This window comes from Shimia haliotis (assembly GCF_900114415.1).
In the GTDB taxonomy this organism is placed as follows: domain Bacteria; phylum Pseudomonadota; class Alphaproteobacteria; order Rhodobacterales; family Rhodobacteraceae; genus Shimia; species Shimia haliotis.
The window spans coordinates 220,772-236,916 of record NZ_FOSZ01000001.1 but is presented as its reverse complement, the minus strand read 5'-3'; the positions used below and the strand labels follow the sequence as shown (position 1 = coordinate 236,916).

The following is a 16,145-nucleotide window of genomic DNA, read 5'->3' as shown; positions in this document are numbered from 1 at the left end:
GCAATGATTGCGCCCTTTGCAAAGGTTGTTCTGCGCACCGTGTCAAAAACCGGAGCAGGAAACAAAAGACCACTACGTCAGGTATTGTCCACAAGACTCTGACAGTAAACGAAAAAAAGTGAGTTCAAGTCGCATTTTACCCCCCTTTGCGCCCCAATTTGGCCGCATTCATTAAGGATAAGGATCGTGGCGCATTATGCCCTGAGACGGGAACATTTTCACGCGCCGAGGCGAGGTAAATTATGATGACACAGTTCGAGGCCAACCGGCCCGCGAACGCTTCCAATTCTGTTCTGGCAAAGGTCCGGAACGCTTCGCGTGCATTCGCGCGCGAGGAAGACGGAGCGCTTGTGGCTTTCGGTATTTTCCTGTTCCTGATGATCCTTATGGTCGGCGGCATCGGCGTCGACGTCATGCACTCGGAAATGAAACGCACCCGCCTTCAACACACGCTTGACCGCGCCATTCTGGCCGCCGCAGACCTTGACCAGACCCGCGACCCTCAGGCGGTTGTGAACGACTATTTCGAAAAGGCGCAGATGACCGACTATCTCGCCGACGTCACCGTGAACCAGGGTCTCAACTTTCGCGAAGTGTCCGCCTCCGCCTCGACGACACACGCGACTGCCTTCATGAGACTGGTGGGCGTTGATACGCTCGAAGTTCCGGCCGCCGGCACCGCCGAAGAGCGCATTGGTAATCTGGAAATCTCTCTGGTGCTCGACGTGTCCGGCTCCATGGGCAGCAACAGCCGTCTGTCCAACCTCAAAGTGGCCGCCAAAGAATTTGTCCAAACAATGGACGACAACACCGAAGACGACACTTTGTCGATCTCGATTGTGCCCTACTCCGCGCAGGTGGCCCTGCCCGACGGTGTGTTTGACCATATGAATGTCCAAGGCACCAACGATTTTGCCAACTGTCTGAACTTCTCCACCAGTGACTTCGATGACACCGGCATTTCGCACACCACGTCTTACGACCGCAACATGCACTTCACATGGTCCAGTTCAAAATACGACAACCGCGACAACAACCCCCGCGAAGAAGTCGATGACGGCTATCAGGATTGCTACACCGAAAGCAGCCGCGAAGTCGCCATTCTGCAAAACGACACGCAGGAGCTCAAAGACTACATCGACGACATGTTCGCCTCGGGCAACACGTCGATTGATATGGGCATGAAATGGGGCACCGCGCTGATCGACCCCGACTTCCGCCCTGTGATCGAAAAGCTGGTTGATCAGGACGAAAACACCGACAGCGGTATGGTGAAAAAGGTCTTTGCCGATCGTCCGTATGACTATGGCACCAACGACTCGCTGAAAATCATCGTTGTGATGTCGGACGGTCAAAACACCCGTCAGCACCACATCACCGACGGCAACCGCGACGGCGACAGCCCCGTCTGGTACAACGAACAAGAAGACTTCTATTCGATCTATCTGGGTCAGGACGTTGACGATGATGACAATGACGGCGACACGGATGAACCCATCTATTACTGGCCCAGCGAAGAAGAGTTCATCGACCACGCGTATGGTGAGGGTGTCTATACGACGACTGAAACAACATACGAATGGGAATGTACGTCTTACCGCAAAAACGGTAACTGCAAGAAATATAAGAAGATTGCCCAAACCGTAGAAGTGACTGTGGACGAGCCTGGCTCTGCCGAGGTAGTGACCTACCCCGACCTGTGGGCTTACACCTCCCCCAAATACGTGGCCGAAGAAATCTTCGAGCCGCTTCTGGGATACAACACCGCGATGGACGCTTGGTATTATGACGTCATCGACGAAGTGAGCTATGGCGACAAAGACGACCGCACCAAACAAATCTGTGACGCCGCCAAGCTGGAAGGCACCATCATCTTTGCCATCGGCTTTGAGGCACCCGACTCGGCCCGCGTTGTTCTGAAGGATTGCGCCAGCTCGGACAGCCACTACTTCGATGTGGACGGCTTGGAAATCCAGGATGCCTTTGCAGCGATTGCGACATCCATCCGCCAGCTGAGGTTGACCCAATGATCACTCGTATGACCTCACTCTTTCGCCGCTTCCGCAAGCAGGACGAAGGCCATGTCTCAACCGAGTTTGCCATCATGGTGCCTCTGTTGCTGGTCTCTCTGGTGTCTGCGGTTGAGCTTGGCGTGATGACCCTGCGCTATTCCATGTTGGAACGTTCGCTGGACATCGTGGTGCGCGACATCCGCCTGTCCACCGGCTACACGCCGGATCACGACGAGCTTGTGACCCGCATTTGCGACACGGCGGCGATGATCCCGAGCTGTGAACAAAACCTGATGCTGGAAATGGTGACGCTGGATCCGCGCAACTGGTCGGGCATCCCGCAAAACACTGTTTGCACGGACCAATCCGAAGAGGTTGAACCCGTCACCAGCTTTGTGACCGGTCAGGAAAACCAGCTGATGATCCTGCGCGCCTGCGCCAAGGTGACTCCGTTGTTCCCAACCACCGGTCTGGGCGCGCAATTCGAAACCGACGCCGCCGGCGACTTTGCTCTGGTCGTTATGAACGCCTTCGTACAGGAACCGAGGTAACCCCATGGCATTGAACAAACTTTTCTCGACCGTCAAAAAGTTCCGCGACGACACCCGAGGCGTGGTTGCTGTTGAGGCGGTGATCATGATGCCCATTCTGTTCTGGGCGTTCATGGCGATGGCTGTCTTCTTTGACATGTACCGCGCCCGCTCCACCACAGAGAAAGCCGCTTTCACCATCTCCGACATTCTGTCGCGCGAAACCGCGGCGGTCGACATGGACTACCTGAACTCGACGCATGATCTTTATGACAGCATGTCCTCGCTGGACAGCGTCGGCGAACTGCGCGTGTCGGTGGTCGCCATGGACCCTGACGACAACTCATATTTTCTGGACTGGTCGCATATGACCGGCCTTCAAGACCACGGCCTGACTGACGCCGATCTGATCGCCCTCGAAGATCATCTGCCCATTTTGGTCGAAGGAGAACGGCTGATCGTTGTGGAAACCTTTGGCGACTACACCCCGCCGATCGACGTGGGTGTTGGCACAATTTCGATGGGTACGTTTGTCTTCACTCGTCCGCGTTTTGCACCGCAACTCGCGTGGGACGACGCCTGACACCCAATCCCTCACGCCCCAAACAAACAAACAGGGCGCGTTAATCGCGCCCTGTTTGTTTTTGTGCCATCAGCGCTTCAATGAACTGCGCCATTTCCTTGCCTTGCGCGCCCGGTGTCACGCCACCGATGCCCACACGCCGGCCCTGCGCCCACCACAGACCGGGCTGCCACCGACGCGCGCGCGGGGTCTTGAGCTTCAGTGCAAATCCGTTGGACGGCTTCATGTCAAACATCGCCCGACGCACCAGCTCGATATTGTCCACCGTGGTGATCACCTCGCCGTTGGACACCCGCAGTTCGGTCTCCGTCAGCTCGATCACATGCGCCGTCGCCCGCCGCGCGGCATCCGCCAGCACCAAGGCCGCCACCCCTGTCACCACCAGAAAAAGTTGCCAGCCCAGCGCCGGCGCCGTGGTGAAAGCCACATAGATCAGGATCGCACCCAGCAGCCCCATCGTGCCCACACCCATCCAGCGCCGCGGGCCGCTAGCGGCCACCGTGCTTAGAACTTCGTTGTTGTCAGTCATTGCGTTCGTCCCAAAATCAATATGGCATTGGATGCGCCCGATGCGCCTCGTTTATATCCGCCAGCATCTCGTCATCCAGACGCACATCGCGCCCCGCAAGAATATGCTCCAGCTGCGCCACCGTGGTTGCGCCAAAAATCGAGCTACAGCCGAAAGGCCGCTGCACAGTAAAGGCCATTGCCATATGCACCGGATCAACTCCGTACTTTTCAGCAATCGCCAGATAGGCGTCCACAGCATCAAACACCCGCGGCGTGACCCGCCCGCCAAGGTTGCCGTTGATCGCCTTGCGTGATCCATCCGGCTCGGCACCGTCCTGGTATTTGCCTGTCAGCAACCCCGTCGCCAGCGGCGAGAACGCCATCAGCGTCACATCTTCGTTGACGCACAGTTCCGCCAGATCGGTGTCAAACATCCGGCACAGCAGCGAATACTCATTCTGGATCGACGCCACCCTTGGCCCGCCAACCTCATCCGCCACCCGCAACCACTGAGCCGTGCCCCACGCGCTTTCGTTGCTCAGCCCAAAGGCACGGATGTTGCCTTTTGCGACCTGCGCCTGAAGCGCCTCAAGCACCTCTGCCATATTGGCCAGCGTCTCGGCCTTGTTCTGCGAGGACGGATCATAGGTCCAGTTCTGCCGGAACATATAGCTGCCGCGGTTGGGCCAATGCAGTTGATACAGATCGATCACATCGGTTTTCAGCCGCCGCAGGTTGCCTTCAACCACCTCGGCAACCCGATCACCGGTGATCGGTGCGCCGTCGCGAATGTGTTTCAACCCCGCGCCGGAATGTTTGGTCGCCACGATGATCTCATCCCGCCGGCCTGTCTTTTCGATCCAGTTGCCGATGATTTCCTCGGTACGCCCCTGTGTTTCTGGCGTGATCGGGTTCACCGGATACATTTCGGCGGCATCAATGAAATTCACACCGGCCTCGATGCTCATCTCGATTTGCTTATGGGATTCGGTCTCGCTGGTCTGCGTGCCAAACGTCATTGTGCCAAGGCAAAACTCCGGCACGTCAATGCCGCTTTGCCCGAGGGGAATGGTTTTCATCATCGCGCTCCTGTTGTCGCGCGCGACTTTACGCACTGACGCGATGGGCGCAAGCGCAAGCCCCTCAGCGATAGCCCCGTGCGTGGAAAATAAACCCGACAAAGTTCATCAAGACCTGCGCTGCCAGAATGGCGGTGGACCCGCTCTGGTCATAGTCCGGCGCGACCTCCACCAGATCGACGCCCACAACCTCATGCCGCTTGGCAACCGTCTGCAACATCTCCAGCACATCGTAATACAGAAACCCGCCATGGCTCGGCGTGCCCGTGCCCGGCGCAATCGATGGGCAGAACGCATCAATATCAATCGTCACATACACCCGCGCGCCCTCGGGAATACGTCCGATCACGCCCTCTGGCCCCAGCTTGCGCGCCTGCCGCACACTCAGGATCTCGCTGCCCATCGCCCGCGCGTCCGCATAGCCTTCCTTGGCGGTCGAGCTCACATTGCGAATGCCAACCTGCGTCAATCCGGTGACATAGTCCTTCTCCGCCGCCCGCCGCATCGGGTTGCCATGGCCGAACCGCACACCGTGGCGCTCGTCGACAAAATCCAGATGCGCATCGATTTGCAGGATGTGAATGTCCCCCTGCCCCTCAAAGGCATTGATTGCCGGAATATTGATCGAGTGATCACCACCGATTGTCACCGGCATCGCGCCTGCCGCCAGTGCCGCCCGCACGCCTGCCTCGATGTTGGCATGGCTCTTGAGCGTGTCGGTGTGAACAATATCCGCATCGCCCATATCCACGATCCGCACACTGGCCGGCAGATAGGTTGCGTCATCCTCGTGATCATACGCCCCCGCATGGCCAAAACTGAAAAGCGTGCTCGCCTCGCGCACCGCCCGCGGTCCGAACCGCGCGCCGCTGCGCCATTGCGTGCCAAAATCAAACGGCGCGCCCAACACGGCCACATCCGCCTCAAGGGCGGACCAATCTTCGACATAGGGCCTCTTGCCAAAGGTCGAAATTCCCACAAACGGCAGGTTCAACCGTCCGCTCTCATAGCCATGTGCGCTCATGTCTTTCTCCCACGTTTGCCCCGACCCTGACCGAATTCCCTGCGCCGGTAAAGTGCATCATCAATATTGAGAACAAATCAAGAACATACTACATTGCTCGCATGTCGACTCATCTGCTAGGCCGCCGCCCCGAACGTCCCCGCCCCGCGCTCTCGCCAGTGCCCGAGGTCTCCCTGACCTATTGCCGCCTGCACGAAGCCTGCGGCGCGGCGCGTCACACCTTCGCGCTCTGGCTGGCGCGCCATACCCAAGGGCCCGTGTTCTGGATCGCCCCTGATTGGGGCACCGCACCTTTGAACCCCGAGGGCATGTTGCCCTTTGTGCATCCTGGCCGCTTCACCTTTGTTGCCCCGCGTCGGCCCGAAGAACTCTTGTGGTGCATGGAAGAAGTGCTGCGCGCGGGCATCGTGCCGCTTGTGATCGCCGACATCCCCGGCCTGCCCGGACTGACGCCCGTGCGCCGCCTGCATCTGGCGGCCGAAACCGGCGCATCCGAGACCGGACAACGCCCCCTCGGCCTGATCCTCACCCCCGGTGACGGCGGCGCTCAAGGCATCGAAAGCCGCTGGCACATGGCCCCCGCGCATTCCCCCGAGGGTGACGCATGGCGCCTCAGTCGCCTGCGCGCCCGCAACGCGCCCCCTGCAAGCTGGCGGGTCACAAACCTGCCCGACAGCCCCGCCCTGCACAGCGACATCGCAGAAACCGCGCTGGCCTGACCCCCAACCGGCTCCGGCCACAGGCCAGTTTCCGCCGAAATCCGCTTCCTTAGCAAACCCTTAACCATTCCCCCACACTCCTTCCGCAATCCGTTCCTACGACATCGCCTACGCGGCTCCGCCTTCCAGAGCGTCCGCCATCCCCAGACAGAAATTCCAGGAACATTGCCATGTTGCCATCTCTCACCCGCCGCACTCTGCTTGCCATGACAGCAGCCTCCTGCGTCGCCCTCTCCGGCACCAGCACCTTTGCCGCCGAGCCAGCGATGACCCCGGCTCAGGCCGACGCGAAACTCACCGAAATCGTCAACGGGTGGGGCAACCCCGACAAAGCGCTTGCAGGTCTCGCCGCCATCCGCATCAAGAACGGCGACATCGCCTATGAATACCATTCCGGCACCCTCGACGGCCTGACCCCCGATGGCGTCGTGGCAGCGGATGAAAACGCGCTTTACCGCGTGGCATCGATCTCCAAGATGGTCTTCGCCATCGGCGTCATGGACCTTGTGGAATCCGGCAAGCTCGACCTCGACGCGGATGTCTCGGACTATCTCGGGTTTTCCCTGCGCAATCCGCATTTCCCCGAAACCCCGATCACCGCGCGCATGCTTCTGGCGCACACATCTTCTCTCCGTGATGGCTCGGTCTACTCCATTCCACTCCCCCACAAACTCGACGCCTTCTTCACCGAAGGCGGCGCCTTTTATGAGGACGGCGCGCATTTCGCCACGCCTGAAGAAACCCACGGCCTGAAACCCGGTGACTACTTCAAATACACCAACCTCAACTTCGGCGTTCTGGCGACCGTGGTGGAACGCATCACCGGCGAGCGTTTTGACCACTTCATGCGTGACAATGTCCTGATGCCGCTGGGCATCGACGCCTCCTACAACCCGCGCACACTCTCGGACGACGCCTTCGCAAACCTCGTGCCGCTCTATCGCCCCGTTGACGGCGCTTGGGTGGCTCAGGTGGACGACTACATCGGCAAACGCCCTGATGACGTGCTGCGCGTGGAAAACCCTGACGGGGACGACACACAAGACGTCGCCGAAATCCCACTGTCGACCTATGAAATCGGCACCAACGGCACGCTCTTCTCTCCCCAAGGTGGGCTGCGCATCTCTGCACATGACCTCGCCCGCATCGGTCAATTCTTCCTCAAAGGCGGAGAACTGGACGGCGTGCGCCTTCTAAAACCCGACACCGTCAAACTGATGCAAAAGCCGGTCTGGACCTTTGATGGCAACAACGGCCACACCTATTGGGGCTTGATGCAGGAATACGGCCTCTCGGTGCAGAACCTGCTGGGCAACGCCACCGACGAAGGCTCTGACATCACATGGCAAGGCTACACCGGTGGCTTGTCGGGCCACGCGGGCGAAGCCTACGGCCTCCTCTCCGGTCTCTACTTTGATACCGAAACCGGCGACGGCTACGTCTACATCCTGCAAGGCACGCCCAATCTGGACGACAACTACGGGTCCTACTCCTCGTTCTTCAACTGGGAAGAAGGCATCCTGACCACACTCAGCGGCCTGTAAGGCAATGCAAAAATAAAAAACGGCGCGATCCCCTCGCGCCGTTTTTTTTGTTGGGGATGCCTGCATATTTCGAAACTTGGCCTAGCAGACTTGCTTTTCTCAGAGTTACATTGACTTGAATTGGACGGGAGATTTCCAATGAAAGAACGTCAATCCGAGGAAGCGTACATTCAGGCCAATCTGACCGCCTGGAACGAGGCCGCGCCGATCCACGCACGCCACAATCAAGCAAGTCTCCTGGAGCGTGTTTCTGACCCTGGTTTTTCCAGTTTGGATGACACTGCGACCACGCACCTGAAACGGCTCGGTGTTGAAGGAAAAAGCGTCGCTCAGGTTTGCTGCAACAATGGTATCGAGTTGCTTTCCTGCAAGAGGCTAGGAGCGGCCCGTTGCGTCGGATTTGATGGTGCGCAAGGGTTTGTCGATCAAGGGGTCGAATTGGCGACGTCTGCCGGTCAAGAGGTGGAATTCGTCTGCTGTGAAATGCATGCGATACCAAGCGAGTACCTTGCGAGTTTCGACATTGTCGTGATCACCATCGGCGTGTTGAGCTGGATGCCCGACGTTGACAGGTTTTTCTCAGCAATCGGAAAGCTGCTCACGCCAGATGGATCGATCTTCATCTACGAGCATCACCCAATCCTATTGATGCTCGAGCCCGGGCAATCTGATGATCCTCTCATTTGGGAATTATCGTATTTTCGAGAAGAACCCTACATTGATGAAGGTGGTTTGGATTACTATGGCGGGGAACATTATGACGCCACTCCAAACGTCTCTTTCAGCCACAAGACATCCGACATTGTAATGGCTGGCATCAACGCTCGTCTAACACTTGAATACTTCGAGGAGCTGCCGAAACATATCTCCCACGCATGGTGGAATGTCGAACACTCTGGAATTGGCCTGCCGATGAGCTTCATCATTGTTTTCAGAAACTCAAACAAAGTTTAGCGAAGCGGCCTTTCGTTGCATCTGCACCTACGGCAAGTTCGTTCCACGCAGCTGACAATCGATACGTCCAGATCATTCTAGAGCTTCCTATTGTCAAATCTCCAATTTGGCAGCGCCCGAGCCGCCCCCAATCCAAAAAAACGACTCCCTCTTTGTCGATTCCCCACTAGTACCCGCCCAAAAATCCGCCATGCTGCTCCCATGCGCATGATCATTTCCTTCTCGGCCCTCTTTCTCTCCGTCATCCTGCTGCAACTCAGCTCTGGCGGCTTGGGGCCGATGGACGCGCTCTCCGGTCTCACCCTTGGCTTTTCTACCGGCCAGATCGGCCTCTTGGGCTCGGCCCACTTCCTCGGCTTCTTCATCGGCTGCTGGTGGGCGCCGCGCCTGATGGGCTCGGTCGGCCACTCCCGCGCCTTTGCCGTGTTCACCGCCACAGGCGCCATCGGCATCATCGGCCACTTCATCATCGTCGATCCGACAGCATGGGCCGCAATGCGCATCGCCTCCGGCCTTTGTGTTGCGGGCTGTTTCACCGTGGTCGAGGCATGGCTGCAATCCAAGGTCACCAACGAAACCCGTGGCCGCGCCATGGGCACCTATCGCGTGGTCGATATGGTCGCCTCGCTCGCCGCGCAGTTGGTGATCTCCGTCCTGTCTCCCGCCGAATATGTCTCCTACAACATCCTCGCCCTGATCTGCTGCGCTGCCATTCTGCCCCTGACGCTGACCACCTCGCAGCAACCCAAAACGCCCGACGCCCCGCGCCTGCGCCCGTCGCTGGCATGGTCGCGCTCCCCTCTTGCGGTGGCGGGCGTGATTGTCGCCGCGCTCAGCTCCGCCAGCTTTCGGATGGTCGGGCCTGTCTACGGCTCTGAGGTCGGCCTCGCCACCAGCCAGATCGCTTGGTTCCTTGCGGCCTTTGTCCTTGGCGGCGCGTTGGCGCAATATCCTGTCGGCTGGCTGGCGGACAAATTTGACCGCCGTTGGGTTCTGATCTGGCTGTCGGCCGCTGCCGTTGTCTCTTGCGCCACCACCGTCATGCTTGGTGGCGGCTCCACCGCGATGATCATGCTCAACGCCGCCTTCTTCGGCTTCACCGCCTTCCCGATCTATTCCGTCGCCGCCGCCCACGCCAACGACTTTGCCACCTCCGAGGAACGCGTCGAACTCTCCGCCGCGCTCATGTTCTTTTTCGCCGTCGGTGCCATCGGCGCGCCGCTCTTTGCCTCGCGCCTGATCGAAACGTTCGGCCCCGCTGCGCTCTTTGTTCTGATCGCCACCGGCCACGCCCTGTTGATCGTGTTCGGTCTCTCACGCATGCTTGCCCGTCCAACCGTCGAACACCGCACCCGCTATGTCTATGCGCCGCGCACCTCCTTCACCATCGGCCGTCTGACCCGCCGCCAGCGGGAGAAACCCACCCGCGTCGAAGAGGCGGAAAACGACACCGACGAAAAACCGACGTAATACCGACGTTATGCCGACAGCGATTTCAGGCACTGGAACCGCCCCGCGCTTTGGGCTAGACGAGTGCCAACACATAGCTTGGATACCCACATGGCGCGTCACCTGATCACCTCGGCATTGCCTTACATCAACGGCATCAAACACCTCGGAAACCTTGTCGGCAGTCAGCTTCCCGCTGATCTTTTCGCCCGCTACATGCGCGCGCGCGGCCATGAGGTTTTGTTCCTGTGCGCCACCGATGAGCACGGCACACCTGCCGAACTCGCCGCCGCAAAGGCCGGCAAAGACGTCGCCGATTACTGTGCCGAACTGCACGAGGTTCAGGCCAGGATTGCCGACGGCTTCCGCCTGAGCTTTGACCACTACGGCCGCTCCTCCAGCCCGCAGAACCACGCGCTGACACAACACTTCGCAGGTCGTCTTGCCGACATGGGTTTGATCCGCGAAGTCACTGAAAAGATGGTCTATTCCAACACCGACGGCCGTTTCCTGCCGGACCGCTATATCGAGGGAACCTGCCCCAACTGCGGCTTTGAGAGCGCGCGCGGCGACCAGTGTGACAACTGCACCAAACAGCTTGATCCAACCGACCTGATCAACCCCTACTCCACCATCTCCGGCTCCACCGATCTGGAGGAGCGCGAGACCAAACACCTGTTCCTGTGTCAGTCGCAAATGCGCGAAAAACTGCAGGCATGGATCGACAGCAAAACCGACTGGCCCGTGCTCACGACCTCGATCGCCAACAAATGGCTGAACGACGGCGACGGCCTGCAAGACCGTGGAATCACACGGGATTTGGACTGGGGTGTGCCCGTGAAAAAAGGCGGCGAAGACTGGCCCGGCATGGAAGGCAAGGTCTTCTACGTCTGGTTTGACGCCCCCATCGAATACATCGCCTGCGCTCAGGAATGGGTCGATGCCGGTAAAGGCGACGACTGGGAACGCTGGTGGCGCACCGACAAAGGTGCAGACGACGTCACCTACACCCAGTTCATGGGCAAGGACAACGTCCCCTTCCACACGCTCTCCTTCCCCGCCACCATTCTGGGCTCTGAGGAACCGTGGAAAGCCGTCGATTACATCAAGTCTTTCAACTACTTGAACTATGACGGCGGCCAGTTCTCCACCTCGCGCGGGCGCGGCGTCTTTATGGATCAGGCGTTGGAAATCCTGCCGTCCGACTATTGGCGCTGGTGGCTTCTGAGCCACGCGCCGGAAAGCTCGGACAGTGAATTCACTTGGGAAAACTTCCAGCAATCGGTGAACAAAGACCTCGCCGACGTGCTTGGCAACTTTGTCAGCCGCGTCACCAAATTCTGCCGCTCCAAGTTCGGTGAAGAAGTCCCCGCAGGCGGTGACTTTGGTGAAACAGAACAAGCGCTTATCGCTGATCTGACGACCCGCATGCGCGCCTATGAGCAGCACATGCAGGACATGGAAGTGCGCAAATCGGCACAAGAGCTGCGCGCCATTTGGGTCGCGGGCAACGAATACCTGCAAACCGCCGCCCCGTGGTCAACCTTCAAGGAAGACCCTGAGAAAGCCGCTGCCCAGATCCGCCTCGCGCTGAACCTGATCCGCTTCTATGCGGTGATTTCCGCACCCTTCATTCCGGACGCCTCCGCGAGCTTGCTGGCGGCCATGAAGACCGAGAACACAAGCTGGCCCGACGACGTCGCAGCCTCCTTGGAGGCCTTGGCCCCTGGCCATGCTTTCACAGTACCGGATGTCACCTTCCGCAAGGTCTCGGATGACGAAAGGGAAGACTGGCAAGGCCGGTTCGCTGGCAAACGCGACAGCTGACCCTCAGACGATCTCAGGCCCTTCGGAGCCTGTTTTCGTTTCCCAAAGCAAAACCCGCATTTGATTTACGTCAGTGACAGGGACGGTGTTGGCGGCTAAATTCTTCTGCAACAGTCTTGTCACAGCCAGCTATCCAGAAGGACATCGCGCAATGGAATCAATTCTGAACCTTTTCTGGGGCCTTATCGACGCCCTTCCGCCGCTCCTGACCGCATCCATTATGATGTTCGGCATCAGCGCCTTCGCCGCCCTGATACTGCTGTTTTTTGTCGGAGCAATTGCGTTGCGCAAGCAATAGAGGGCTTTCAGGTCTTTCTCTGAGCGCCTTTTATCGCACGTAAATCCCTTATCAAAAAACACAAAACAAACGCGCGTTCGTATTTCCACTGCGAAAGCCGTCTCTCATATCGCATACGCGCCTATCTCGACCACACGCATCGGAGAAATCCGAGCGGTCTACATTATCTTAAGTTGAACTCAATGCGCCTTTTCGGCTAACGTCCCACCGACTGTTTCCCAAGGGTTTTTTTGATGAGCATTCTCACAGGCTATGATGCCGTTGGGTCTTTTTTGTCTGCATACGATGGAAACAGGGCGGTCAACGTTACCCATACACAAGGATGGAACGGAGACACTTTCTTTTTCGAGGAAACTTTTGTTTATCAAGGCGTAACCTACACAAACGCCCGAATGGAAATTGAAGGTTCCACCCTTCGAGAAGTCGACGGAGAACTGGTCGGCACCGTTGAAACCATGCGCCTTTCCGGTCGGTCCGGCGATACTTACACCCAGATCACTGGCCTAAGCCTTTCAGCATCATCACTCGCCAGTGACATGGATTGGGTTTCGCGGGGAGACGACTCCGTGATCGCGCGCCTTCAAGCGGAAATAGAAGGGACCGTCACCACCTACATTTCCCAAGGTTTGTATCCCTCAAGCGGCAATCCAGCTATTTACTTTCATGAAAGCTTCACCCCCGAAAATATTTTCCTGAGGGATGGAGATGAAGTGGCTTTTTATCAAAATGACTATGTTGGAACAGTGAATATTACCGGTACGTCCGGCTATGAATTTCTGAACTTCTCTTTCAACGGCATTACACTTGCTTCAGGAACAGTTCTCGATCTGAACGAAGAATTCACTATCGGTGACTTGCGCATCGTTCATACCAACATCGACGGCATCAGCGTCCGAGGCGACGGCCTGACTTTGATCGGCCGCGATTCATTGGACGATCGAATTCACGCGAGCGATGTCTGGAACTTTGTAGAAGGCAACTGGTTTGACGGCCGGGGAGGCAACGACACCCTGCTCGGCGGTCTCGGCAACGATACCATGTTCGGCGGCACCGGAAATGACGACCTTACCGGAGGCAACGGCGACGACTCGTTGATCGGCGGGCTCGGGGACGACGTGGTCGAAGGGAGCGACGGACACGACACTGCTGTCATAAATGCCGCTTTCTCCGACATCGTCGCGACCGACCTCGGGGATGGCAGCGCCCAGATCGTTTCTTTGGACGGTACGGACATCTTCCACGGAGTAGAGTTTTTTCAGTTCAGCGACATCACCCTCACACTGGCCCAGTTGTTGGAACACCCCGGCAGATCGTTCCCGTCCACCGGCCATGATACAATCGAAGGCACAACCAGCGCTGACACCATCGACGGGTCGGCAGGAGATGACGTGATTGCAGGTCGAGCTGGCCGAGACAGCCTCTTTGGGAACTATGGCAACGATACGCTTATGGGAGGTGTTGGCAACGACACCCTTGAGGGCGGCACTGGCAACGACCGCCTGCTTGGAGACACCGACGACGACCGCCTTTTCGGAGAAGGCGGGTCTGACACACTTTTGGGCGGCTTCGGTCTGGACCGTTTGTGGGGAGGCACCGGCAACGACCTTCTGCGTGGAAACGGGGGAAACGACACCTTGATGGGGGAAGAAGGCAACGACATCCTCATCGGTGGCAACCTCTTTGATTATCTGGATGGCGGCACAGGCCACGACCGGTTGGATGGCGGCACATTTGCTGACAACCTTTACGGGCGCAGCGGCAACGACACTTTGCTGGGCGGCGGCGGTCAGGATCGACTTTTTGGCGGAACCGGCAATGATTTAGCCGACGGCGGCAACGGCGACGACCGCTTTTGGGGCGGTGGCGGAAGTGACACTTTCTCTGGGTTTGCGGGCGCTGATCGTGCGTGGGGCGAAAGCGGAAACGATTCCCTGAGAGGGGGCGGCGGCAATGACACGCTATATGGCGGAAGCGGCTTTGACACGTTGCTCGGCGGCGTAGGAGACGACCTTCTTTCCGGCGGCCAGAACGCGGATGTCTTTGTGTTTTCTGATGGCCACGGAAACGATACCATCAACGATTTTCACGCAGCGAATGCTAGCGAACACATCGATTTCTCATCCATTTCAACCATCACCGATTTTGCGGACCTGATCGCCAACCACCTCTCCACGGATGGCAACGGCGACCTACACATCTCAACCGGCGCAGACAGCGGTGTGACGCTTATCGGCGTATTGCTCGACGACCTGAGCCACGCAGACTTTGTGTTTTAGCGCCAAAGCCCGCCCGAACATGTGGCCAAACGCCCAACTTTCCAAGGTGGTACCCGCGGCCGGACTCGAACCGGCACGGCCATAATCGGCCTAGAGATTTTAAGTCTCCTGTGTCTACCATTCCACCACGCGGGCCGCAGCAGGCATCGCCTGCCAGCCGCGCGACCATAGCGCCTCGCGCCCGCGTGTAAAGTCAGGAAATCAGAGATCCTCGCCCTTGTCGCCGCCCGCATCGGCACCCTGGAGCAACGCCCGCTCGGGCAGCCAGGGATTGAGCTCCAGCGCCTCGGCCAGCGCCTCCTGCCCGTCATCGTGACGGCCCAGCCCTATCAGCACCAGCGCCCGCCCCGATTTGGCGGCAACATGTTGCGGTGACAGGGAAATCGCCTGCTCCAGATCAGGCAGGGCAGCCGCGAAATCGCTGCGAAGGAAATTCACAAACGCCCGCTGGTTGTACCCTTCGGCATAGTTCGGGCAGTACGCAACCAGCGCGTCAAAATCGTCGCGCGCGCCCAGCAAATCCCACGCCGCGCGTTTGCGCATACCACGGTCCAAGATTTCCTGCGCGGCGGCGTCCGGCGCATCCGCATAGTATTCCCACAACCTGTTGGAAATGACCTTGGCAGTTGTTTCATCGGTCGCACGTTGCACCTGCAGCAACAGCTCCGCCACGGGAGTGGTGTGATCAGGGGCCGCCGGACAGGTCTCCGCTCCGGCTGGCGATGCGAGTAGAGCAAGCAATACTAGGTGTTTCATGCCCCTAGGCTGCCACGAACCTCAGGCCCGCCAAAGTCACATCTCTGCGAGGCCGGCTTCCTTCACCGCCTGCATTGCCACATAGGTCGAGGTGCTCGCGACATAGGGCAACGTCGAAATTTTCTCTCCCAGAACAATGCGATAGGCCGACATCGACGCAGTGCGCACCTTCAGAAGATAGTCAAAATGGCTGGCGATCATATGGGCCTGTTCAATTTCCGGCACCTCGCGCACTGCGGCGTTGAAGGCCTGTAACGCCTTCTCCCGCGTTTCTGACAATTTCACCTCCACAAAGGCCACATGATCCAGCCCCAACCGGATTGGATCCAGCATTGCACGATAGCCCTTGATGACGCCGTCTTTTTCCATCCGCCGCAGCCGCGCCTGCGTCGGACTTTTGGAAAGGCCGATTTCCTGCGCCAAATCTGTGATCGAAATCCGCCCGTCCCGCGCGAGAACATCCAGAATCGCACGGTCATACCGATCCATCGCCATCTGATCATTTTGCATTCAATTTTCCAACCTTGCTGACCATTTTCACTACGATATCACAGCCTTTCAGTGATTTCGCCCCCAGATACCCT

15 protein-coding genes and 1 tRNA gene are annotated in these 16,145 nt (G+C 58.3%); 10 read left to right on the top strand and 6 right to left on the bottom strand.

The features are described 5' to 3' along the window. The first annotated feature begins 242 nt into the window (after positions 1–242). The 3 genes from BM069_RS01120 to BM069_RS01110 are packed head-to-tail and all read left to right on the top strand — an operon-like array spanning position 243 to position 3,125. On the top strand, positions 243–2,030 hold the full coding sequence (locus tag BM069_RS01120) for a TadE/TadG family type IV pilus assembly protein (protein ID WP_093319227.1): 1,788 nt from the start codon (positions 243–245) through the stop codon (positions 2,028–2,030). Further along, positions 2,027–2,563: a TadE/TadG family type IV pilus assembly protein gene (locus BM069_RS01115; protein WP_093319224.1), complete on the top strand. Its 537-nt coding sequence runs from the start codon at positions 2,027–2,029 to the stop codon at positions 2,561–2,563. Before BM069_RS01120 ends, BM069_RS01115 begins: the two co-directional genes overlap by 4 nt. Before the next feature lie 4 nt (positions 2,564–2,567). Next, a complete protein-coding gene (locus tag BM069_RS01110; protein ID WP_093319221.1) occupies positions 2,568–3,125 on the top strand; it encodes a TadE/TadG family type IV pilus assembly protein in 558 nt (185 codons plus the stop codon). 40 nt (positions 3,126–3,165) lie between these two features. Here BM069_RS01110 and BM069_RS01105 read toward each other — a convergent pair whose 3' ends face one another. From BM069_RS01105 to speB, 3 genes are all read right to left on the bottom strand, one after another. After that, the gene (locus BM069_RS01105) at positions 3,166–3,654 is read right to left on the bottom strand and encodes a hypothetical protein (protein WP_093319219.1); all 489 of its coding nucleotides are present in this window, start codon (positions 3,652–3,654) and stop codon (positions 3,166–3,168) included. 16 nt (positions 3,655–3,670) lie between these two features. After that, positions 3,671–4,714 (bottom strand): aldo/keto reductase, encoded by a 1,044-nt coding sequence (locus BM069_RS01100; protein ID WP_093319216.1) that lies wholly within the window; start codon positions 4,712–4,714, stop codon positions 3,671–3,673. A 64-nt stretch (positions 4,715–4,778) separates the two neighbouring features. After that, positions 4,779–5,738, bottom strand: a complete 960-nt coding sequence (gene speB, locus BM069_RS01095) for an agmatinase (RefSeq protein WP_093319214.1) — start codon at positions 5,736–5,738, stop codon at positions 4,779–4,781. Positions 5,739–5,839: 101 nt separating this feature from the next. On the opposite strand from speB, the gene BM069_RS01090 reads away from it, so the two are divergent. The 7 genes from BM069_RS01090 (at position 5,840) to BM069_RS19600 (ending at position 14,805) form a co-directional block, all read left to right on the top strand. Then, positions 5,840–6,457 (top strand): ImuA family protein, encoded by a 618-nt coding sequence (locus tag BM069_RS01090; RefSeq protein ID WP_093319211.1) that lies wholly within the window; start codon positions 5,840–5,842, stop codon positions 6,455–6,457. A 170-nt stretch (positions 6,458–6,627) separates the two neighbouring features. Further along, positions 6,628–8,001 carry a serine hydrolase domain-containing protein gene (locus BM069_RS01085; protein ID WP_093319209.1) on the top strand — a complete coding sequence of 458 codons (1,374 nt, stop codon included), beginning with the start codon at positions 6,628–6,630 and terminating at the stop codon, positions 7,999–8,001. 138 nt (positions 8,002–8,139) lie between these two features. Further along, on the top strand, positions 8,140–8,955 hold the full coding sequence (locus BM069_RS01080) for a class I SAM-dependent methyltransferase (protein ID WP_093319206.1): 816 nt from the start codon (positions 8,140–8,142) through the stop codon (positions 8,953–8,955). A gap of 201 nt (positions 8,956–9,156) precedes the next feature. Continuing rightward, on the top strand, positions 9,157–10,425 hold the full coding sequence (locus tag BM069_RS01075) for an MFS transporter (RefSeq protein ID WP_093319204.1): 1,269 nt from the start codon (positions 9,157–9,159) through the stop codon (positions 10,423–10,425). 90 nt (positions 10,426–10,515) lie between these two features. Beyond that, positions 10,516–12,231 (top strand): methionine--tRNA ligase, encoded by a 1,716-nt coding sequence (metG, locus tag BM069_RS01070; RefSeq protein ID WP_093319201.1) that lies wholly within the window; start codon positions 10,516–10,518, stop codon positions 12,229–12,231. Positions 12,232–12,382: 151 nt separating this feature from the next. Next, a complete protein-coding gene (locus BM069_RS19725) occupies positions 12,383–12,529 on the top strand; it encodes a hypothetical protein (protein ID WP_170846641.1) in 147 nt (48 codons plus the stop codon). Positions 12,530–12,762: 233 nt separating this feature from the next. Continuing rightward, positions 12,763–14,805, top strand: coding sequence for a calcium-binding protein (locus BM069_RS19600; RefSeq protein WP_139216111.1), 2,043 nt, complete (start codon positions 12,763–12,765; stop codon positions 14,803–14,805). A gap of 47 nt (positions 14,806–14,852) precedes the next feature. Here the strand turns inward: BM069_RS19600 and BM069_RS01055 are convergent. The 3 genes from BM069_RS01055 to BM069_RS01045 form a co-directional block, all read right to left on the bottom strand. Beyond that, positions 14,853–14,940, bottom strand: a tRNA-Leu gene (locus tag BM069_RS01055). A gap of 66 nt (positions 14,941–15,006) precedes the next feature. Then, positions 15,007–15,561 carry a tetratricopeptide repeat protein gene (locus tag BM069_RS01050; protein ID WP_093319196.1) on the bottom strand — a complete coding sequence of 185 codons (555 nt, stop codon included), beginning with the start codon at positions 15,559–15,561 and terminating at the stop codon, positions 15,007–15,009. A 36-nt stretch (positions 15,562–15,597) separates the two neighbouring features. Further along, positions 15,598–16,071, bottom strand: a complete 474-nt coding sequence (locus BM069_RS01045) for an Lrp/AsnC family transcriptional regulator (RefSeq protein WP_093319193.1) — start codon at positions 16,069–16,071, stop codon at positions 15,598–15,600. Positions 16,072–16,145 lie beyond the last annotated feature (74 nt).

Coding starts and splice junctions, on each gene's coding strand:
- BM069_RS01120 (WP_093319227.1), top strand. CDS start 243: ATGATGACACAGTTCGAGGCCAACCGGCCCGCGAACGCTTCCAATTCT.
- BM069_RS01115 (WP_093319224.1), top strand. CDS start 2,027: ATGATCACTCGTATGACCTCACTCTTTCGCCGCTTCCGCAAGCAGGAC.
- BM069_RS01110 (WP_093319221.1), top strand. CDS start 2,568: ATGGCATTGAACAAACTTTTCTCGACCGTCAAAAAGTTCCGCGACGAC.
- BM069_RS01105 (WP_093319219.1), bottom strand. CDS start 3,654: ATGACTGACAACAACGAAGTTCTAAGCACGGTGGCCGCTAGCGGCCCG.
- BM069_RS01100 (WP_093319216.1), bottom strand. CDS start 4,714: ATGAAAACCATTCCCCTCGGGCAAAGCGGCATTGACGTGCCGGAGTTT.
- speB (WP_093319214.1), bottom strand. CDS start 5,738: ATGAGCGCACATGGCTATGAGAGCGGACGGTTGAACCTGCCGTTTGTG.
- BM069_RS01090 (WP_093319211.1), top strand. CDS start 5,840: ATGTCGACTCATCTGCTAGGCCGCCGCCCCGAACGTCCCCGCCCCGCG.
- BM069_RS01085 (WP_093319209.1), top strand. CDS start 6,628: ATGTTGCCATCTCTCACCCGCCGCACTCTGCTTGCCATGACAGCAGCC.
- BM069_RS01080 (WP_093319206.1), top strand. CDS start 8,140: ATGAAAGAACGTCAATCCGAGGAAGCGTACATTCAGGCCAATCTGACC.
- BM069_RS01075 (WP_093319204.1), top strand. CDS start 9,157: ATGCGCATGATCATTTCCTTCTCGGCCCTCTTTCTCTCCGTCATCCTG.
- metG (WP_093319201.1), top strand. CDS start 10,516: ATGGCGCGTCACCTGATCACCTCGGCATTGCCTTACATCAACGGCATC.
- BM069_RS19725 (WP_170846641.1), top strand. CDS start 12,383: ATGGAATCAATTCTGAACCTTTTCTGGGGCCTTATCGACGCCCTTCCG.
- BM069_RS19600 (WP_139216111.1), top strand. CDS start 12,763: ATGAGCATTCTCACAGGCTATGATGCCGTTGGGTCTTTTTTGTCTGCA.
- BM069_RS01050 (WP_093319196.1), bottom strand. CDS start 15,561: ATGAAACACCTAGTATTGCTTGCTCTACTCGCATCGCCAGCCGGAGCG.
- BM069_RS01045 (WP_093319193.1), bottom strand. CDS start 16,071: ATGCAAAATGATCAGATGGCGATGGATCGGTATGACCGTGCGATTCTG.